Annotated in this window: 15 protein-coding genes; 7 read left to right on the forward strand and 8 right to left on the reverse strand. The window is 70.6% G+C overall.

The genetic code is table 11. The annotated features are described in order from the left end of the window. Window positions 1-2: 2 nt before the first annotated feature. Window positions 3-1,382, reverse strand: coding sequence for a sensor histidine kinase (locus tag M3Q35_RS12220; RefSeq protein WP_273941824.1), 1,380 nt, complete (start codon window positions 1,380-1,382; stop codon window positions 3-5). Continuing rightward, complete coding sequence (locus M3Q35_RS12225; protein WP_273941825.1) at window positions 1,375-2,055, reverse strand: response regulator transcription factor; 681 nt, start codon at window positions 2,053-2,055, stop codon at window positions 1,375-1,377. The genes M3Q35_RS12220 and M3Q35_RS12225 overlap by 8 nt, the downstream gene beginning before the upstream one ends. 99 nt (window positions 2,056-2,154) lie before the next feature. Between M3Q35_RS12225 and M3Q35_RS12230 the strand changes: the two genes are divergently transcribed. Together M3Q35_RS12230 and M3Q35_RS12235 are read left to right on the forward strand one after the other, a co-directional pair. Beyond that, the gene (locus M3Q35_RS12230; RefSeq protein ID WP_273941826.1) at window positions 2,155-2,910 is read left to right on the forward strand and encodes an ABC transporter ATP-binding protein; all 756 of its coding nucleotides are present in this window, start codon (window positions 2,155-2,157) and stop codon (window positions 2,908-2,910) included. Beyond that, complete coding sequence (locus M3Q35_RS12235) at window positions 2,910-5,375, forward strand: FtsX-like permease family protein (protein WP_273944318.1); 2,466 nt, start codon at window positions 2,910-2,912, stop codon at window positions 5,373-5,375. Before M3Q35_RS12230 ends, M3Q35_RS12235 begins: the two co-directional genes overlap by 1 nt. Here M3Q35_RS12235 and M3Q35_RS12240 read toward each other — a convergent pair. Then, window positions 5,350-6,345: an amidohydrolase family protein gene (locus M3Q35_RS12240; RefSeq protein ID WP_273941827.1), complete on the reverse strand. Its 996-nt coding sequence runs from the start codon at window positions 6,343-6,345 to the stop codon at window positions 5,350-5,352. The genes M3Q35_RS12235 and M3Q35_RS12240 overlap by 26 nt on opposite strands. After that, window positions 6,342-7,787, reverse strand: coding sequence for an MFS transporter (locus M3Q35_RS12245; RefSeq protein WP_273941828.1), 1,446 nt, complete (start codon window positions 7,785-7,787; stop codon window positions 6,342-6,344). Before M3Q35_RS12245 ends, M3Q35_RS12240 begins: the two co-directional genes overlap by 4 nt. Before the next feature lie 132 nt (window positions 7,788-7,919). On the opposite strand from M3Q35_RS12245, the gene M3Q35_RS12250 reads away from it, so the two are divergent. From M3Q35_RS12250 to M3Q35_RS12265, 4 genes are all read left to right on the forward strand, one after another. After that, on the forward strand, window positions 7,920-8,570 hold the full coding sequence (locus tag M3Q35_RS12250) for a GntR family transcriptional regulator (protein ID WP_273941829.1): 651 nt from the start codon (window positions 7,920-7,922) through the stop codon (window positions 8,568-8,570). Between the two features lie 2 nt (window positions 8,571-8,572). After that, window positions 8,573-9,271 (forward strand): 4-carboxy-4-hydroxy-2-oxoadipate aldolase/oxaloacetate decarboxylase, encoded by a 699-nt coding sequence (locus tag M3Q35_RS12255; RefSeq protein ID WP_273941830.1) that lies wholly within the window; start codon window positions 8,573-8,575, stop codon window positions 9,269-9,271. Continuing rightward, a complete protein-coding gene (locus tag M3Q35_RS12260; RefSeq protein ID WP_273941831.1) occupies window positions 9,271-11,412 on the forward strand; it encodes a PrpF domain-containing protein in 2,142 nt (713 codons plus the stop codon). The genes M3Q35_RS12255 and M3Q35_RS12260 overlap by 1 nt, the downstream gene beginning before the upstream one ends. 168 nt (window positions 11,413-11,580) lie before the next feature. Then, entirely contained in the window at window positions 11,581-11,928 is a 348-nt protein-coding gene (locus M3Q35_RS12265) for a hypothetical protein (RefSeq protein WP_273941832.1), read from the forward strand. Here the strand turns inward: M3Q35_RS12265 and M3Q35_RS12270 are convergent. The 4 genes from M3Q35_RS12270 to M3Q35_RS12285 all read right to left on the reverse strand — a co-directional run bounded on the left by M3Q35_RS12270 (window position 11,925) and on the right by M3Q35_RS12285 (window position 17,190). Next, the gene (locus M3Q35_RS12270) at window positions 11,925-12,872 is read right to left on the reverse strand and encodes a helix-turn-helix domain-containing protein (RefSeq protein WP_273941833.1); all 948 of its coding nucleotides are present in this window, start codon (window positions 12,870-12,872) and stop codon (window positions 11,925-11,927) included. The two genes, M3Q35_RS12265 and M3Q35_RS12270, sit on opposite strands and share 4 nt — an antisense overlap. 45 nt (window positions 12,873-12,917) lie before the next feature. After that, window positions 12,918-15,683: an AAA family ATPase gene (locus tag M3Q35_RS12275; RefSeq protein ID WP_273941835.1), complete on the reverse strand. Its 2,766-nt coding sequence runs from the start codon at window positions 15,681-15,683 to the stop codon at window positions 12,918-12,920. A gap of 191 nt (window positions 15,684-15,874) precedes the next feature. Beyond that, window positions 15,875-16,333 (reverse strand): SRPBCC family protein, encoded by a 459-nt coding sequence (locus M3Q35_RS12280; protein ID WP_273944319.1) that lies wholly within the window; start codon window positions 16,331-16,333, stop codon window positions 15,875-15,877. A 41-nt stretch (window positions 16,334-16,374) separates the two neighbouring features. Beyond that, entirely contained in the window at window positions 16,375-17,190 is an 816-nt protein-coding gene (locus M3Q35_RS12285) for an LLM class F420-dependent oxidoreductase (RefSeq protein WP_273941836.1), read from the reverse strand. Between the two features lie 199 nt (window positions 17,191-17,389). Between M3Q35_RS12285 and M3Q35_RS12290 the strand changes: the two genes are divergently transcribed. Further along, entirely contained in the window at window positions 17,390-18,199 is an 810-nt protein-coding gene (locus M3Q35_RS12290) for a twin-arginine translocation signal domain-containing protein (RefSeq protein WP_273941837.1), read from the forward strand. Window positions 18,200-18,207 lie beyond the last annotated feature (8 nt).

An 18,207-nucleotide genomic window follows, 5' to 3' on the forward strand; every position in this document is an offset into this window, starting at 1 on the left:
GCTCACGGTAACCCGCCTTCGTCGGGCACACCCGGCAAGCGCAGCACGAATCGGGCGCCGGCACCGCTGTCCTCAACGGTGAGCGTGCCGCCGTGTCGGACCGCGATGTCCCGGGCCAGCGTCAGGCCAAGTCCGGAACCGCCGGCGTCCCGGGCCCGGGCGTCGTCCAGCCGCACGAACCGCTCGAACACCCGCTCGCGGTCGGCGACCGGGATGCCGGGACCGTCGTCGAGCACTTCCACCACTACGGGCCTGTCCTTGCCGGCGCGTACCGTCACCCTGACGTGCCGGACGCAATGGCGCATGGCGTTCTCGATCAGGTTGCGCAGCAGCCGCTCCAGCTGGAGGCGGTCGCCGCGGACCAGCGCCGGGAGGCCGTCCAGCACGGCATGCACGTGGCGCAGACCGAGCATGTTCTCCTCCTCGACCTGCTCGATCGCCAGCTCGGCGAGATCGATCACCTCGGTGGACAACGGCCGGTCCTGGACGGCCAGGTGCAGCAGGTCGGTGGTGATCCGCTGTAGCCGGTCCACATCCTGCAGCGACCGCTCCGCGACCGCCGGCCAGTCGGCCCGACCGGGATGGACCAGGGCGACCTCCAGCCCGGTGCGCAGGCTGGCCAGCGGGCTGCGCAGTTCGTGGCTGGCGTCGCCGACCAGGCGCTCCTGCTGCTCGTACGACCGTTGGAGCCGGTCGAGCGTCTCGTTGGTGGTCCTGGCCAGTCTGGAGATCTCGTCGCGTGACGGCGGCACCGGAACCCGTCGGTCCAGCCGGCTGCCGCTGACCTCGGACAGCTCCTGCCGGATGGCCTCCACCGACCGCAGCGCCCGTCGCAGCGCGAACCACGACACCGCGACGGCGATCACCGTGGCCAGCGGTACGAAGAAAGCCATCGTGTCGTCGAACAGGCGCAGGGTGTTCTGCGTGTCCCACGGCAGCACGAACACGTACGCGGTGAACGGCCCCGCGATCGCCCCCACCGCGGTGTACGTGCGGAACTCTCGCCACTGCGGATGCGCGGCCGACCGCAGCGTCACATCGACCTCGGTGCTCCAGGTCGACGGCACGTTCGCCGGCGCAGGCGATGGAACCGTCCACTGTGGATTCAAGCGGGTGATGGCGTCGCTGACCGTCACGGCCCGGCCGGAACCGTCCACCACCACGTACATCGGGTCGCCGTCCAACGCCGGCGGCCGGTCGTGGGTGAGGGCGTCCACCAGCCGGGTCAGCTGGCCGCCGGCCTGGCTCGTGGCCTGAATGGACAGCCGGGCGTCGACGAACGCCCGGATGCCGATCCAGCCAAGCGTGAACAGCACGCCGCACACCAGGAAGGTGGCCAGCGCCATGCTGGTCCGGATCGAAGCCGGCCACCACCTACTCATCGTCCACCAACCGGTAGCCGATGCCCCGCACGGTCGCGATGGTGCGCCGCCCGAACGGGGTGTCGAGTTTGCGGCGCAACATGCTCACGTACACCTCCACGATGTTCGGGTCGCCGTCGTAGGCCACGTCCCACGCCTGGTCGAGGATGTCCTGTTTGGTCACCACCTGCCCGTTGTGCCGCAGCAGGCATTCCAGCACCGCGAACTGCTTGGACGACAACGCCACCGGCTGCCCGGCCCGGCGCACCTCGTGCTTGGCCGGATCCAGCACGATGTCCCCGAACTCCAGCAGCGTTCCCGCGCCGCCGCCGGCCCGTCCGCGCCGGGTCAGTGCGCGCAGCCGAGCCGTGAGCACGACGTAGGAGAACGGCTTGCTGAGGAAGTCGTCGGCCCCGGTGTCCAGCGCCTCGGCCTCGTCGTACTCGCCGTTCTTGGCCGTGAGCATGAGGATCGGCGTGGCGACGCCGCGGGCCCGCAGCGCCTCGCACACCTTGTATCCGTTCAGCTTGGGCAACATGATGTCCAGCACGATCACCTGATAGGGGTGCTCCTGCGCGAGGTGCAGTCCCTCCAGCCCGTCGTAGGCGAGGTCGACGGCGTAGCCCTCCGCCTCCAGTCCCCACTGGAGCGACTCGGCCAGCCGCCTCTCATCCTCCACGACGAGCACTCGCATGCCTCGATCCTCCCAGATCGCGCCGACCGATCCTGAAGAGAACTTCAGGTTCGTTCAGGATCCGTTCAGGCGCGGCGCGGCATCATCGCCGGGTCAGCAATGCGAGCGCCTCGGGAGAGCACAGTGGACAGTCCGACAGCGGCCGAAGTGGTCGACGTGGTGAAGGTGTACGGCCGCGGGGACAATGCGGTGCGGGCGCTCGACCACGTGTCCGTGAACTTCTTGGCCCGCCGGTTCACCGCCGTCATGGGGCCGTCCGGCTCCGGCAAGTCCACCCTGATGCACTGCCTGGCCGGACTGGACACCGTCGACTCGGGGCGGGTGCGGATCGGCCGGCACGAGGTGACCGGCCTGTCCGACGCGGCGCTCACCCGGCTGCGGCGCGACCACATCGGCTTCGTGTTCCAGTCGTTCAACCTGCTGCCGACGCTGACCGCCGAGGACAACATCCGGCTCGGCCTGCGGCTTTCCGGCCGGGCGGTGGACCGGCGGTGGTTCGACACCGTGGTGAACGCGCTGGGTCTACGACCACGGCTGGGGCACAAGCCCGGCGAGCTGTCCGGTGGCCAGCAGCAGCGCGTGGCCTGCGCGCGGGCGCTGGTCGGGCGGCCGGACGTGGTGTTCGCCGACGAGCCGACCGGCAACCTCGACTCGCGATCCGGCGCGGAGGTCCTGGGTTTCCTGCGGGCGTCCGTGCACGAGCTGGGGCAGACCGTGGTGATGGTGACGCACGATCCGGTTGCCGCCTCCTATGCCGACCATGGCGTGCTGCTGGCCGACGGGCGCATCGCCGCGCATCTCCAGCAGCCGACCGCCGACACCGTGCTGTCCGCGCTCGCGAGTCTGGGGGCGTGATGCTGCATACGGTCATCGCCGGTCTCAAGGCCCGGCCCAAGCGGTTGTTGTTGTCAGCGGTGGCGATCGCGCTCGGCGTGGCGTTCGTGTCCGGCTCACTGATCCTGGCCGACGCCGTGCACGTGGGCGTGCGCGCGGCCGTCGCGTACGAGCTGCGCGGTGTCGACGTGAAGGTCACCGTGAAGCACGGGGATCTGGACGACGGCGCCCTGAGCAAGGTGCGTCAGGTGCCGGGGGTCGCGGCGGCCGAGGGACGGATGACCGTCACGGCGCCACTGCTCGTCGATGGCCACGCCCAGGATGCCGCGGCGATGGCGTTGCCGGCCGACGAGCAGCTGCGGCCGTTCGACCTCGCCGACGGACGCCTGCCCAGCAACGCCGACCAGATCGCCACCGCCACGTCGACCGGGTACACGCCGGGACAGCACGTGACGGTGTTCGACCAGGGCGGCCGGCAGCACCAGTACACCGTGGTCGGCACGTTCTCGCGACCGACCGATGCCGGCATCGGCTCGACCGAACTCGCGCTCACGCCGGAGGCCGTGCGACAGCTCGCGCCGACCGGCGGTTACATCGAGATCGTCGTGCGAGCCGCGGCCGGTGTCAGCCCGGCCGAGCTCGCGAGTCGCGTGGCGCGGGCCGTGCCCGGTGTCGATGCCGTGACCGGTGAGCAGGCCGCGACGGCGTTGCTCACCACCGCCGCGCCGGACTCGGCCAACCTGACCAAGTTCTTCACGGCCTTCGCGGTGCTGGCGATGGTGGTGGCCGGCCTGGTGATCGTCAACTCGTTCACCATCCTCGTCACGCAGCGGGCCCGCGAGCTGGCCCTGCTGCGCTGTGTCGGCGCGGGCCGCACGCAGGTGTTCACCAGCGTGCTGGCCGAGGCCCTCGTGGTCGGCGCGGTGGCGTCGGTGGTCGGGCTGTTCGGCGGGCTGGGCATCGCCGCACTGTTGCAGCTCGGCAATCCGGCCGGCGTGCATGTGCCGCTCAGTGTTCGCACGGCCGTCGAGTCCGTGGCGATCGGCGTGCTGGTAACGGCTCTCGCCGCTGCACTGCCGGCACGGGCGGCAACTCGTGTCGCGCCCGTGGAGGCGCTGCGCACGCCGCTCGAAGGCAAGGCCGCGCGTGCCGGCAAGGCACGAACCATCGGTGCTGTGTTGGCCTTCGTCGTGGGCATCGGGGCCGCTGCGGTGTCGTTGAGCAGTAGCGATATCGACACTGCGGTGGCGTTGGCCATCGTTGCCATGGTGGCGCTGCTGGTGGCCACGCTGGTCGTCGGGCCGTTGCTGGTCGGTCCGGTGGTGCGGGCACTGAGCGCGGTGTTCGCGCCGGTCCTTGGCCAGCCCGCGAAACTCGCTGCGCTCAACGCCGACCGGAATCCCCGCCGCACCGCGGCCACTGCCGCCGCACTCACCATCGGCCTGGCCGTCGTGTCCCTGGTGACCACGATGACCGCCGGTATCGAGGCCGGTCGCAGCCGTGGCGTGGACCAGCAGCTCGCCGCCGACTTCGTGGTGACCAGCGCCGTGTACAGCCATCCCTTGCCCGATACTTTGTCGACCACACTCGGCCAGGTGCCCGGGGTCGCCGCCACCGCGCGGCGTGTGTCCTTCTCCGGAGACCTCGGCTCGTACGGGGCGTTCGGAATGGCCGCGATCCAGGGCGACGCCCTCGGCTCGGTGCTGCGTCCCGTCGTCCTGTCCGGCCGGCTGGACCACCTGGGTCCCGGCGAACTCGCCATCAGCAAACAGCTGGCCACCGAGACCGGTCTCAAGGTCGGCGACACCGTCAAGGCCAAGGTTGCGCTGCACGTCGTCGCGGTCTACGACAGCGTCGAAGCACCCGGCGCCGACCTTGAGCTCGCCCTGGTCGATCTGGCCCAGGAGCCTGCCATCTCGCTCCCCGGCGGTGTCCCCTACGACCAGAGCCTCCTGGTGAAGTTGTCGTCCACTGTGGACGCCGGACAGGCCCGCCTGCTCGTGGACCGCGCCCTGTCCACCGATCCCTTGCTGCGACTGAACAGCATCGCCGACATCAAGGCCCAGCTCGCCAAGCCCCTTCAGGGCACGCTCAACCTGTTGTGGGCCCTGACCGCCCTGGCCGTGCTCATCGCCTTCGCCGGCATTGCCAACACCTTGTCGCTGTCGGTGCTGGAGCGTACGCGGGAATCGGCCTTGCTGCGGGCACTCGGTCTCACACGCGCCGGTCTCCGGGCCAGCGTGATGACTGAATCGGTGTTCGTGGCCCTGCTCGGGGCGCTGTGTGGGCTCTCCATCGGCATCCTGTCCGCCTGGTTGCTGTCCCGCGTGGCCTCCACCGACGCCGAGCCGGTGCTGTTCACGTTGCCGTGGAGCCGGCTCGGAGTCCTGCTGGGCGCGGCCGTACTGGCCGCGCCGCTGGCCGCCCTGCTGCCCGCGCGCCGTGCCTCGCGGCAGTCGCTCACGGCCGGGATGGCCGAGCAGTGAGGCGGGGATACATCCGGCGGGCGTTGTGCTCGTACACCTTGGCCCGGTCCGATTCGGACAGTGCGGCGGCGTCGATGTATCTCCGGGTGTCGTCGAAATGGTGGCCGGTGCGGTCGTCGATGCCGCGGACCGCGCCGAGCGTCTCGGAGCCGAACAGGATGGCGTCCGGGGAGATGACGTCGAAGAGGAGGTCTATGCCGGGTTGGTGGTAGACGCAGGTGTCGAAGGAGACGTTGGCCAGCGCGTGCCGGGCCGGATCCGGACGGCCCAGCATGTCGGCGAGCCCTCGGTAGCGACCCCAGTGGTACGGGACGGCCCCGCCGCCGTGCGGGATCACCAGGCGCAGGTCGGGTAGGTCGGCGAACAGGTCGCCCTGCACGAGTTGCATGAACGCAGTGGTGTCGGCGTTGAGGTAGTGCGCGCCGGTGGCGTGGAACGCTCGGTTGGCCGAGGCCGACACGTGGACCATGGCCGGCACGTCCAGCTCGATCATCGCCTCGTAGAAGGGATACCAGGTTTGGTCGGTAAGTGGCGGCGCGGACCAGTGGCCGCCGCTGGGGTCGGGGTTGAGGTTGACGCCGACGAAGCCGAGTTCCTCGACGCAGCGGCGTAGCTCCGGGATCGAGCGCTCGACGGGCACGCCCGGGGACTGTGGGAGCTGGCCGACGCCGGCGAACCGGTCCGGGTGGAGGGTGACGACCCGGTGCACCAGGTCGTTGCAGGCTCGGGCCCAGTCGGCGCTGGTGCGTTCGTCGCCGAGGTGGTGGGCCATCGCGGAGGCGCGCGGCGAGAAGATCGTGAGGTCGATGCCGCGTTCGTCCATGAGGCGCAGCTGGCCCTGCACGGACTCCCGGATCTCGTCGTCGGAGATCCTCGGGTACGTCGGGGCGTCGCCGGCGAGCTGGCGTTCGCGCCAGGCGGTGTGAGCGGCCGGCGCGGTCGTGTAGTGGCCGTGGCAGTCGATGATCACGGTGAGAGCTCCTCCAGGGCACGGTTGCGGGCACGCGGCGTGAACTGGGCCAATACCGCGGCGACGACGAGGAAGCTCGACACCAGCAGCAGTGCCGGCAGTGGCGCGAGCAGCGGCACCAGCGGGGCGATGACCAGCACGCCGGTCGCGCCGCCGAGCACGCCGATGCCGTCCACGAGGCCGAAGCCGGCGGAGCGGACGCGGGTCGGGAAGCTCTCCGCGGACAGTGCGAACGTCGGCGGCACCCACACGTTGAAACCGAAGAAGACCAGGAAGGAGCCGGCCAGTGCCCAGCCGATGTCGGTGCCGAACAACGCGATGACCACCGCCCCGAGCACGGTCAGCGCGGCGCCGACGGGCAGCCAGTACCGGCGCTCCAGCACCTCGGAGTACCGGGCCGAGAACAGGCCCTGCACGAAGAAGCCGACGCCGCCGGCAGCGGAGATCATGCCGGCGACCGGCGGCGTGAAGTGCAGGCTGGTGAGCACGACCGTAGAGCCGGTGGAGTAGGAGAAGACCGTGGCGTAGCCGGTGAACCACATCGCGACCAGCAGGAGCGCGCGGCGTCGGTAGCGGGGGTTGGCGAACAGCTCCCGGTAGGCGTGGCCGGCGTGCTCGGCCGGTGGCGCGATCGTGGCCGGATCGGGCTCGGGCAGCGGTTGGCCGACCCTGGCTTCGAGCCTGGTCACCACCGCGTCGGCCTCGTCGAGTCGACCGTGCTCGACCAGCCAGCGCGGGGACTCGGGCAGCCGCACCGCCGCCAACACCGCGAGCGCGCCCAGAATCACCGCCACCCAATGGATCCAGCGCCAGCCGTCGGCCAGTCCGAACGCGACCGGCATGCCCTGGGGGAAGGGGGCGGGCTCGGTCGTGAGCATGAGGCCGAGTCCGATGCCGACCATCGCGCCGAGCGTGCACAGCACGAACGTCGTTGCGGTGTAACGGGCTCGTGCTCCGTGTGGGGCGAGTTCGCCGATGTAGGTGTTGCCGACGGCCAGCACCGCGCCCATGGCGATGCCGGTGATCGCGCGTCCGACGGTGAAGGTCGCGTAGTCGCCGGCGATCGCCGCGATCAGCGAGCCGACGGCGGCGAAGCCGATCGACCCGGCCAGCACGGTCCGCCGGCCGAGGCGGTCCGACAGCGGCGCGATCAGCAGGCAGCCGACCACGTAGCCAGCCAGGTAGGAGCACACCGGCAGCGGCAGCCAGGACTGCGCGTCGGCCGGCGTGCAGCCGGCCACGATCTGCCCGCAGGTCTGGAGGAAGGAGACGTTGATGTCGAAGTTGCAGTAGAAGATCACGAACATGGCCAGGCCGATGATGCCGGTGGCCGCGTAGCCGACGGCCCGTCTCGGCAACCGGTCCAGCCGGGCCAGCACCATGGCCCGGGAATGCGTGGTCGGAGCTGCGCTGCGTGCCGTCGTCGGCTCGTTGCCGGCCATGGACCCTCCTCGGTGGGGGCGGTGGCCACGAACCGTAGCTTCGTCGACCGGATCGTCACAAGGCTTGTCGACAGGATTGTTGACAATCTTGTGTGAGATGCTTAGCGTCCGTTGTCGAGGAAGGGAGCAGCCATGTCGAGCGCGCCGCAGGAGGGCGAGGCCGGCCGGCAGGCGGCGGTGGCGGCACTGCGGGCTGCCCTGATGGCCGGGGACGTCGTGCCCGGTCAGCGCCTGGTCGAGGCCGAGCTGGCCGAGGCGTTCGGGGTGACCCGGGCCAGCATACGCGCGGCACTGATCGACCTGACCGCCGACGGCCTGGTCGAGCGCATCCCCAACCGGGGCGCGCGGGTTCGGGTCGTCACGGTCGACGAGGCGGTGGCGATCACCGAGTGCCGCATGGTGCTGGAAGGGCTGTGCGCGGCCAAGGCGGCCGAGAAGGCGACCGACGACCAGATCGAGGCGTTGATCGAACTCGGCGAGCAGATGCGGGCCGCGGTGTCGGACGCGGAGCCGATGAAGTACTCGGCGCTCAACCGGGAACTGCACCGGATGGTGCGCGAGATCGCCGACCAGCCGGTGGCCGGTGACCTGCTGGAACGGCTGAACGGCCAGCTCGTGCGGCACCAGTTCCGGCTGGCCATGCGGGACGGGCGCACCCACGTGTCGCTGCCGGAGCACCTCGAGATCATCGACGCCATCGCCCGGCACGACCCCGATGCGGCCGAGCAGGCCGCCCGTGTGCATCTGCGCAGCGTGATCACCGCACTCAGGGAGACGGAGTAGGCATGGACACAGTCGTGGTGACCGACGTTCCGCGGGCGCCGCTGGTGGCGATCGACCGGCTGGCCCTGTTCGGCGTGGCCACCGTGCACGAAGCGTTGGGGCGCACCGGTTTCCTCGGCACCGCGCACCGGCCGACCCACCTCGGCAGCCGGATCGGTGGCTCCGCGGTGACCGCGCTGTGCTGGCCGGGCGACAACCTGATGATCCACGCCGCGGTCGAGCAGTGCCGGCCCGGGGACGTCCTTGTCGTCACCACGACGTCGCCCTGTACCGACGGCATGTTCGGGGAGCTGCTCGCGACCTCCTTACAGGAGCGGGGAGTTCGCGGGCTGGTCATCGACGCCGGGGTGCGCGACATCGCCGAACTGCACGCGATCGGGTTTCCGGTGTGGTCGCGGGCCGTCAGCGCTCAGGGCACCGTCAAGTCGACCGCTGGCGCGGTGAACGTGCCGGTTGTCGTTGGGGCGCAACGCATCAACCCCGGTGACGTGATCCTGGCCGACGACGACGGCGTGCTGTGCGTGCCTCGGGACGACGTGCCGTCGGCTCTCGAACGGGCCCATGCCCGGGTCGACAAGGAAGAGGCAACCCGCCAGGCTTTCCGCGACGGACAGCTCGGTCTGGACCGGTACGGGCTGCGGGAGAAGCTGGCGGCGTTGGGCGTGCGGTATGTGACGGCCGCGGAGTACGGGGTTCGGTGATGGCCGGCATTCCGTGCATGCTCATGCGGGGCGGCACCTCCAAGGGCGCTTACTTCCTCGCGACCGACCTGCCGGCTGATCATGCCGAGCGGGACGAGCTGCTGGTCCGGATCATGGGCAGCGGGGATCCGCGCCAGATCGACGGCATCGGCGGTGCGCACCCGTTGACCAGCAAGGTCGCCGTGGTGTCGGCGAGTACCGCGCCGGGCACCGATGTCGACTATCTGTTCCTCCAGCTGGGCGTGGCGGAGGCGACGGTCTCCGACCGTCAGAACTGCGGCAATCTGCTGGCCGGCGTCGGGCCGTTCGCCGTGGCGCGTGGGCTGACGTCGCCCGGGCAGCCGGTGCGGATTCGGATGGTCAACTCGGACAGCGTTGCCACGGCTCGGTTTCCCGGCGATGACGTGGCCATCTCCGGCGTCCCCGGCACAGCGCCCGCCATCGTGCTGGACTTCGAGGACACCGAAGGTCCCAACGGCTTGCTGCCGACGGGGAAGGTGGTGGATGTCATCGACGGCGTCGCCGTGACGTGTGTCGACAACGGCATGCCGGTCGTCGTCGCTCGGGCCGGCGATCTCGGCATCACCGGCTACGAGCCGGTCGCGACGCTCGCCGAGGATCATGCGCTGCGCGACCGCGTGCAGAGCCTTCGGTTACAGGCGGCCCGCCTGATGGGCCTGCCCGACACCACCTCGGTCCCCAAGACCACGCTGATCTCGCCGCCGGTCGACGGCGGGTCGATCTGCACCCGCACTTTCATTCCCTTGACACCGCACACTGCCATCGGCGTTCTCGGCGCCGTCAGCGTGGCCACCGCCCTGATGCTCGACGGTGCGGTCGGCAGCGACCTGTTCGCCGGATCGTCCCGCGTGGACGTCGAGCACCCCACCGGCCATCTGCACGTCGAGGTCGAGCTGGACCGCGCCGGCCGGGTCCGCCGCAGCGGTGTCGTGCGCACCGCGCGCACGCTGTTCGACGGCGTCGTTTTCCCCGCTAGCAAGGAGATCGCCTTGGCCTTACGGCACGATGTCGCGCACCTCGGGCATGTCGAGCTGCTCACGCCCACGTTCGACCGCAGCCTGTGGTTCTTCACCGAGCTCATGGGGCTCACCGAGATCGACCGCCGCGGCGACTCGGCGTTCCTGCGCACGTGGGACGACTACGAGCAGTACAGTCTCGTGCTCACCGCCAGCAACACGTCCGGCATCCGCCGCACCGCGCTGCGCACGTCCAGCCAGGAGGCGCTGGACCGCTTGGCCGCGCGGATCCCGGACGGCCGTTGGCTTCCCGCTGGCGACGGCATCGGTCCGAGCTACCTCTGCACCGACCCGGACGGCCATCTGATCCAGCTCTACTGGGAGACCACCTGGTTCGAGGCCCCGCCGGAGCTGGCCCCGTCGTTGAAGAACCAGCCCCAGGCCTATCCCGGCCGCGGCGTGGGTGTCCGGCGGCTCGACCACGTCAACTTCCTCGCCGCCGAGGTCGCCGCCAACGGCGCGTTCGTCACCGACTCCCTCGGCGGGTCGGTCACCGAGCAGATCGTGCTGGACGACGATTCCGTTGCCGCCCAGTGGCTCCACTTCGGCAACAAGTCCTACGACCTCGTCTACACCACCGACTGGACCGGCAACCGCGGCCGCCTGCACCACATCGCCTTCGCCACCGACACCCGGGAGGACATCCTCCGCGGCGCCGACATCTTCCTGGACAACGACGTCTTCATCGAGACCGGTCCGCACAAGCACGCCATCCAGCAGACCTTCTTCCTCTACGTCTACGAGCCCGGCGGCAACCGCATCGAACTGTGCAACCCGTTGACCCGCCTGGTGCTCGCCCCCGACTGGCGGCCCATCACGTGGACCCAGGCCGAGCGGGCCAAGGGCCAGGCCTGGGGCCTCAAGACCATCGAGTCCTTCCACACCCACGGCACTCCCCCGTCTGAGAAAACCGCTTCCGGCGGCCGATCGGGACGGCCTACGCTGACCGGATCATGTACAGCTTCCGGCCCAACAGGAACGATGCGGACGCGATGGTGGCCGTGCGCATGGGCTGCCTTCAGCACGACGGCCTCGACGGCGACTCCGTGGTGGAGAAGATCCCAACACCGGGGCAGATCGCCGACGGCCACCAGATCCTGGTGACCCACAACGAGAACGTCGTCGGCTACGCGACGGTGACCTGGTGGCACGAGCGAGACGGCACCTGGCTGCATCGCGGCCGAGAACCGCATCCGCGAACTCGTCCAGCAGAACGGAACCCGGGCGACGGCGGTGTTCGGCGCGAGCGCGGCGGCTACCGAACAGGCCGCGATGGACAGGCCTGACCTCGCGCAGCTGGCGGTCCCCGCCGCACCGGACGGGCTCCGCCTGGGACCGATCGAGGAGAGCGGCTACCTCGCGGCCTGGCGGACGGTCGTCGACTCCTCTACGGGTGCCGACGCCATCCCGCACTGGACGTACGACAGCTTCCAGGCCACGGCCGACCCGACCTGCTGGCGAGCCGCCTACGACGGCAACGACATGGTCGGCGTCGCTCTCGGCACGCAGCGCCCCAACGGGGTCGGCACGGCCAACCCCCACCGCTCCTACGACCTCTACGAAAGCGTCGGGTTCCAACGGCTGAACGAGTACGTCAGGTACCGGAAGGCACTGACCTAACCCACGACTCGGCGGTACTGTCCCGGCGCGCAGCCGTACTCGCGGCGGAAGGCGGCGGAGAACTGGGCGGCGCTCTGGTAGCCGCAGGCGAGCATGACCTGCTGCACGGTCTGTGAACTGCTGCGCAGCAGGCTGGCGGCGCGGCGCATGCGGAGGCGTACCAGGTAGCGGTGCGGGGTGGTGCCGGTGGCACGCTTGAAGCTGCGCAACAGGTGATACTTGCTCATATCGGCCTGCGCGGCGAGGTCGTCGAGGGTGACGTCCGTGTGCAGGTTCTCCCGTAGGTAGCCGAGCAGCGCGCGCAGCTCGGTGCGGCCGAGCATGGTGCGGGGCTCGTCGAGCCGCCGGGACTGCACGGCGCACAGCAGGTGCGTGGTGAGCGCGTGCGCCAGGGAATCGGCGTAAAGGCTGGCGGCCCGGCGCTCCACGGCCTGTGCGATGGCGTAGCCGGCGGCGGTGACGAACGGGTCGTCGACCGTCAGCGAGTCGGGTAGCTCGTGCGGACGCAGCATGCCCATGCCGCCCATCTCGTGGCTGATCTCGTCCACGAGGTCCGGGTAGAGGTACATGTGCACGGAGTGCAGCGGATCGGCCGACTTGGCCCGCCACCGCAGCGCGCTGGACCGCAGCGGCGACGTCACGCCGGCCGCGCCTGGCTGGTAGGCGGCGCTGCGCCACTGCCCGCCGGACCGCGCCTCGATGGTGTACATGCCTTTGGTGACAACGACCACGAGCAGCGCGGCGGTCGGCGCGGTCTCGAACTCGTCGGCCACCGAAGGGTCGTGGTAGGTGCGGGCAAGCATGGACCGCCAGCCGAGGTCGTCGCTGCCGGCCAGCCGCTGCGACGGCAGCGCTCGGTCGGCGTCCAGCACGCCGGCGAGCGCCTCGCTGTGCGACATGGAGCCACCGCCAACGGGCACGCGCGCAGCTCCGATGTCGGGCATGCCGTTCTTCCTTCGGGTCCGTACGACGCGAGCAGCGGCATTGTGTCATGAGCCCTCGCGGGCGGGCAGTTCGGCGAGCGCGTCACGCAGCGCAGCCCGTGAGGTGATGCCGAGCTTGGGAAAGATCTGGTACAGGTGCGCGCCGATGGTCCGGTGCGACAGGAACAGCCGCTCCCCGATCTGCTTGTTGGTCAGACCGCCGGCCGCGAGCTCGGCGATCTCGCGTTCCTGCGGGGTGAGCAGCGCCGCCGCCCCGGGCTGGGCCACGGACTCACCGGCGGCCCGCAGCTCGCCGGCCGCGCGCGCCGACCACGGCTCGGCGCCGAGCCGGTCGAAGGTGTCCAGAGCCATCCGCAGTGACGCCCGGGCCCGGCCGAGCAGCCGCATCCGGCGCAGCCGCTCGCCGAGCAGCAGCCGCGCCCGCGCGAGGTCGAAGGCCCACTGACGCGCCTCCGGCAGAGTGACAGCCGCCTCCAGCAAGGACACGGCAACGTTGTCGTCGTCTGAGACCACAAAGGAAGCGCACGCGACCAGCAGCGCCATCCGTGACGACAACTCGGAAAGCCGCGCCGAACACATGGCCTCCACGTGCGCAGCGGCCTCGACGTGCCGGTTGGTGCGCACGGCCGCTTCGACCAGATCCAGCGCCGCCCACAACGCATGCGGCACGTGCGAGGCGAGCGTGCCGGCGGGGTTCATGACGGTGACGTGCCGGTAGGCGGCCTCGAAGTCGCCCTGCCCGATCGCCGCGAGCGCCCGTGCCTGCTGCGCGAACATCTCCGCGCCGCGTGCGCCGCGCAACGCCGCCCAGTTCACGACCTCGTCGCACAGCGCGCGGCTGGTCTCGAACTTGCCGCGCGCGGCGGCCAAAGCGGCGTGCACGTAGGCGAAGTACCAACGGTAGAAGTGGTAGCCGTGCTCCTCGCACAGCCGGAGGCCTTCCTCGGCCAACGCCCACGACTCGTCCCACCGCCCGCTGACGAAGCCGTCGAGGCACAGGTGCATCAGCGCCCCGAGGTGCCGTCGCACGGGACCGGCGCCCTCGCGCCCCTGCCGCACCACGCGCCAGCTCGGCTCACGGCAGTCGGCCAGCCGGTCGAGGTACACCGACGCGGTGCCCACGCGAATAATGGTCGTCGGATCGGACTCCGTGGCCAGCCGCCGCAGCAGCGCGTCGAGGTCCGCCGCCGCCGCGACGCCGGTACGCGCCGGGTCGGGGAACGTGCGGCAGCACACGGCCAGCACCGGCGGCGGCGCGGGCCGCAGCTGGTCCACGGCCTCGAACACGGTCGGCCAGTGCTCGGGCGTGCCCATGAACCAGCAGAACAGCACCAGCGTGTGCAGCGCCTCCACCAGCGCGGGGTTGGCGGCGTCGTAGCCGTGGTCGCCGGTCTGCACCGCGCCCATGAGCAGCCGGAATGCCGTGATGACCTCACCGCCGCCGTTGAGCACCAGCAGCGCCGCCGCTGCGGCGGCGTGCAGCGACTGCGCCCGGTCGGCGGCCCCGCGAGCGCGGTCGAGCAGCTGCGAGGCGCTGCCGAGCTCGCCGGTCATCTCCGCAGCCAGGTACGCCGCCTCGGCCAACCGCCGGCTGCGGTCCTCACGCGCGGGGCTGAGGTCGGCGGCGCGAGTCAGTGCGCTCACGGCCCCGACGGCGTCGCCACGCCGCAGGATGGAATGCGCCGCTTCCTCCAGCTGCGCGGCCACGTCCTCATCGGCGCCGACCGCCGCTTCCGCGAGGTGCCACGCGCGGCGCTCCGGGTGCTCATACAGCACGTCGGCCAGCCGCCGGTGCGCCTGCCGCAGCTCCACGCTGGCCGCAGCCGCCACGACTGCCGCCCCAATCAGGGGGTGCCGGAACGACATGCTGTTGGTGTCCACGGTGATGAGGCGAGCGCGTTCCGCGGCGTCCAGCTCGTCCATGGCCCCGATGGCACGCAGCGGCGCCAGGCTGCCCGTCCCGTCGAGTACGGCCAGCAGCAGCGCCGCCCGTGTCGCCTCGGGCACCGCCTGCACCCGTGACAAGAACACCGCGTGCAGGCGCTGTCCCAAAGGCAACACGGGCGGCAACGTCGCCGTCGCGGCAAGCTGCGGGCCACTCAGCGCCGAGGGCAACTCCAACAGCGCCAACGGGTTGCCGGCCGCCTCGTCGAGCAGCCGGCGGCGCACCCGTGGCGCCAGCTCGGGATAGTGCGCGTCGAGCAGCACACCGGACGCGTCGGAATCCAGCGGCGCCAGCTGGTACACGGGCATGCTGCCGCGCTCCGGGAACACGCCCTCGCCCGGCCGCGCGGCGGCCAGCAGGCCCACATCACTGCCGATCAGACGCCGTGACACGAAGCCGAGGACCGCGCCACTGGCCCGGTCCAGCCAGTGCGCGTCGTCCACGATCAAACGTACAGAGGCTGTGTGCCGCAACAGAAGTAGTACGGAGTTGGACAGCAGCAGCCGGTCCGGCGCGGAGCCGTCGCCGAAGCCGAGGGCGGCCTTCAACGCGTCGCGGTGCAGCGGCGGCAGCGCGTCGAACTCGGCGTGCACTGGGAACAGCAGCTGGTTGAGCCCCGAGTAGCTGATGTCGGCCTCGAACTCCACGCCGGCCGCGCGCAGCACCCGGGCGCCGCCCTCGGCGAACGCCGTCGCGGCCGCGTCGAGCAGCGCCGTCTTGCCGACGCCCGGCTCGCCGAGCACGAGCAGGGCTCCGCCCTGGACCGACGCCTCGGAGAAGTAGACCCGGAGCGCCTCCAGGTCGTCCGCGCGGCCGACCAGGCCCCGCCGCTGTCCGTCCACCAGGGCAAGGATCACGTACGTCACCCGGTCGGCGCCATACCCACAATTGCTATTCCGCTACCGAAACTTGCGATCTGTCCGAAAATCCCTGGACGCCTGCCCCGATCGCCGGCCCGGGGTCCACTGTGGACGCCGGACTCATGCCGCGACATCGGTCACATGACTGTCGCCGGTGCGAAGGGCGGTGCACCCCCCGACAGGTGCACCGCCCAAGCTCAGACCGCGAGCGAACGCAGCGAACGCAGCCAGCGCCGGGTGATGCCGTCGGCCCAGCTCGGCCGGCTCTCCCGGTAGGCAGCCGCGGCCGGGCCGACCGCGACCACCTCGGTCGTCACGCGCGTGCCGGCCAGGTCCGGCGCGAACAGCCACGCCTGGTAGATCTGCACCTCGTCGGCGATGGCCGTCCAGCCGATCCGGTGCGGCGCTTGGTGTTCGGCCACCAACACCTCGAACCGTTCACCCCGGAGATGCACCTCGAACGTGCACTGCTGGCCCACCATGCCTTGCACTGCCGTCACGTCCGGTACCCAGTCAGGCCAGCGCTCGACGTCAGCCAGCAGGCCGAACACGTGGTCGACCGGCGCGGCCACCACGGCCTCGGCATGACAGAAGCAGTCCGCCCGCTCCGGGGTGAACCCGGCGGGCCAGTGCATCGTCGGCCGGACGTCCTCCATCGTCACGGCGACAACACTGCCCAGCCGTGGGCGGAACGGCTTCAGTCGAATGACTGCCCGGCCGACTGGGCCGCCCACTGGTCGAGCTGGTCGACGTCGCCGGGCCCGCTGTGCAGCGTGAACAGGCAGCGGTCCACGCCGGCTTCGGCGAATTCGGCCAGCATCGACGGGATCGCGCCGAACAGCGTGACCGGGACATGCCGGCCGGCGCGGTGACGGAGGCTCGCGATCCGGTCGGCGAGTTCCCGCACGGACGCGAGCGGTCCGCACTGCGGCAGCCAGCCGTCGCCGAACGCGAGCACGCGGTCCTCGACGCCGGACCCGTTGCCGCCGACAAGCACCGGCGGCTGCCGTACCGGCTTGGGGTACGACCACAGCGGGTCGAAGTCGACGTGCGGGCCGTGGTATTCAGCCTCGTCCGAAGTCCAGATTGCCCGCATCGCCCGCACGCGATCGGCCAGCACGGCCATGCGCTGCCGTGGATCGGTGCCGTGGTTCGCGAGTTCCGCACGGTTCCAGCCGGCGCCGACGCCGAACTCGAAGCGGCCGCCGGACATCCGGTCGATGCTGGCGACCTCCTTGGCCGTGATGATCGGATCCCGCTGCGGCACCAGGCAGACCGCCGTACCGAGGCGCAGCCGGGCCGTTACGGCGGCCGCGGCGGCGAGCGCGATGAACGGATCGTAGGTGGACGCGTAGTCCTGGACGGGACGGTTGTCGTCACGCCGACTGGAGAGGGGGATGTGCGTGTGCTCGGCCCAGAACAGCGACTCGAAGCCGCGTTCCTCGACGGCACGGGCCAGTTCGGCCGGCGTCAGGCCGTCGGTCCCGGCGAACACCGCTACCCCCAGCTGCATGCGCGGCACCGTATCCCGTGACCTTTCCGCTGCCCACAGCATTGTCAGCCCTCGGATGAAAAGCTTTCCATTGACAGGTCGTCAGCCTCAGTTCTAGGGTCGATGCCGTTAGACATCGGATGTTCTGGCCCACCGGCCGTTCTCCCGCCGCCCGATGTGCACTCCTGTCGTTCGCCGCCAGGAAGGACACACGGAACCCATGTCGTCATCCCTGCCGCAGTTCTCCCGCCGGACAGCGTTGAAGACGCTCGCCGTCACGGCGCTCGCCGCGCCGATCGCCCTGCACCCCCTGACCGCCAGCGCCGCGACCACGCTCTGGCATCCCAATCCGGCCACCGACGGGCTCAAGGCGTTCGAGGGCATCGAGGCCGACCGCGGCAACAAGCACCCCGACCGCAAGTACGTCGTCGTCGAAGGAGGCGATCACTACCGGTTCAACATCTGGGCCGACGACCGCGACACCACCGGCGGCGGCGACCGCCAGCGCACCGAGTCGAAGGGCATGGTGCAGAACGGCACCGCCCTCAAGATGCACAACGGCGAGACCTGGACGATCAACTACGACATGTACATGCCGTCATCCCTGCACGGCACCAGCAAGTTCACGCACATCTTCCAGACCAAGACGCCGTCGACCAACGGCGGCCCGTGGGTGACGATCGACCTCACCCGTGACGGCGGCACCGAAGTCATCCAGGCCCGCGCCTACGCCAACTCGGGCTCGCCGGCCATCGCCAAGACCAACCTGGCCCCGCTCCGCGACAAGTGGATCAACATCACGCTCACGTTGACGCCCGGTTCGAAGGGCGCAGCCACGGCGATCATCCGCAGCGGCGCCGGCACCGGCGCGCCGATCGCCGCCCAGGGCCATCTGTCCAATGTGAACATCCCCGACCAGGGCGACTACGTGCGGCCCAAGTGGGGCATCTACCGCTCGGTGCAGAGCGCCAAATCCGACATCCTCGACACGTACATCCTGTTCCGGAACTACACCGCGACCAAGGCCTAGTGATCAAG

It is taken from the genome of Kutzneria chonburiensis, assembly GCF_028622115.1.
Classification (GTDB): Bacteria; Actinomycetota; Actinomycetes; order Mycobacteriales; family Pseudonocardiaceae; genus Kutzneria; species Kutzneria chonburiensis.